Source organism: Streptomyces sp. NRRL WC-3549, assembly GCF_000721935.1.
Classification (GTDB): Bacteria; Actinomycetota; Actinomycetes; order Streptomycetales; family Streptomycetaceae; genus Streptomyces.
On the sequence record NZ_KL585401.1, the window covers coordinates 59053 to 60901 of the forward strand.

Consider the following 1849-nt stretch of genomic DNA (forward strand, 5'->3'; position numbering starts at 1 on the left):
ATGCCGTGGCGGTCCTCCAGCAGGACGCCGACCGCCGGGGCCGAACCGGACGGGGACCTGCCCCCGGGGGCCGAGGTGTCCAGGACGCGCAGGTCGATCAGCACACGGCTGCTGCCCTCCGGCAGCACCGCCCCGGCACGCGGGATGTCCGGCGGGGCGATCGCCTCGAACACCTCGCGCGGGTCCGAACCCGCGAGGTCCTCGCGCATCAGCAGGTGCTCACCGGCGTGCGCGGTGTCCAGGGCCAGCACCTCGGCGGTCCGCCCGCCGGAGAGTTCCGCCGTCGCGCGGAAGGCCGGAGCCGTCTCCCGTACGCCGGGCAGACCCGTGTACGGCGCGGCCTTCGCCGGGTCGCCGCCCGGCCCGGACACGACCCGCACCGAGGCACCGGACCGGAAGTCGGCCTGGTCGCTCTGCGAGCGGTCCCACGAGGCGGCCTGACCGATCGCCAGCATGCCCGTCGCCACGGCCAGCACCAGCAGCAGCACCGGACCCGCGCCCCGGAGCGGGCGACGGCTGAACTGCCAGCCGGCCAGCGCCGCGGACAGTCCCCGGCCCGCCGCCGCCCGGCGCTCCGCCAGCCGGGCCGCGGGCGGCAGCAACCGCAGGGTCAGCACCGTGCCCGCCAGCAGGGCCAGCGCGGGGGCGGCCACCAGGAGCGGGTCGATGCCGAGCCGGCCCTCCCGGTCGCCGCTGAGCGCACCGCTGCCGGACGTCCCGGTCTGCCGGTCCAGCTGCCAGTACGCCACCCCGGCGATCAGCAGCAGGGCGAGGTCGGCACCGGCCCGCACCGGTCCGGGCAGTGCCGCGGACCGGCCCTCGCGCCGCATGCCCGCGCTCGCCGTCAGCGCGGGCGCCACCACGGCCAGCGCGCACGCGAGCGCGACGCCGACGCCGACGAGCCACACCACCGCGTTCGCGCCGGACTCCAGCCGCAGTCCGAGCCGGGTGAGCCCGCCGCGGTCGGCGAGCAGTCCGGTCAACGGCCCGGCCAGCAGCGGGGCGACGACCGCGGCGGGCACCGCGAGCAGCAGCGCCTCCATCGCGGCCAGGGAGGCGATCCGGCCACGCGAACCGCCCCGGGCCCGCAGCACCTCCGTCTCACCGGCCCGCTCGGTGCTCAGCAACCGGGCCACCAGCAGCAGCGTGTACCCGGCGAGCAGCACCAGCTGCACGGCGACGATCACGATGGTCGAGCGGGACACCAGCAGGGCCCGATCGATCTGGTCGATGACGGTGGGCAGCGAGGTGCGCACGGTGGCCCCGCCGCCGAGCACCGGCTCCGCCTCCAGCGCCTTCACGCCGTCCGTCGCCGACCGCCGCAGGTCCCCCGTCCGCTCGGTGGTCACCGTCCGGAAGTCGGCGGAGGCCAGCCAGGACGACCGGTCGGTGGTGACCCGGGGGGAGCCGAGCACGGCCGGGTCGGTGAGCAGCGGACCGTAGGTGGTGAAGACGACCTTGCCGACCCCGCGCCCGGCCAGCGGGTCCAGCCGCCAGTAGGGATCGGCCGTGTCGGCGGCCTCGTACACCCCGGTGATCTCGACCGGCAGGGACGTTCCGCCCAGCCGGTCGGTGAGGGTCAGCGTGGCACCCGGCTTCAGCCCCAGCCCCTCGGCGGCGGCCCGGGGCAGCGCGGCCTCCACGGGGCCGGTGGCCGGGCCCGCGCCCGCGGCGGGCATGCGTCCCGCGGTGAGCCGGACCCGGCTGCGGTCGAGGGAGGCGAAGTGCGTGAGATCCGGTTCGCCGCGCCGGCCGGCGGCGTCCTGAAGGGTGCGCGGCAGCGCGTAGGTCCCCGAACTCTCCAGTTTCCGTACGGTCACCGGGAGCCCGCCGAAGGCCTCTTCGGCGG

1 protein-coding gene is annotated in these 1849 nt (G+C 77.3%); it reads right to left on the minus strand.

The window, feature by feature from the left end:
- Positions 1 to 1849: FtsX-like permease family protein (locus IH13_RS0116760; RefSeq protein WP_031085224.1), on the minus strand; the 1849-nt coding region annotated here is incomplete at both ends.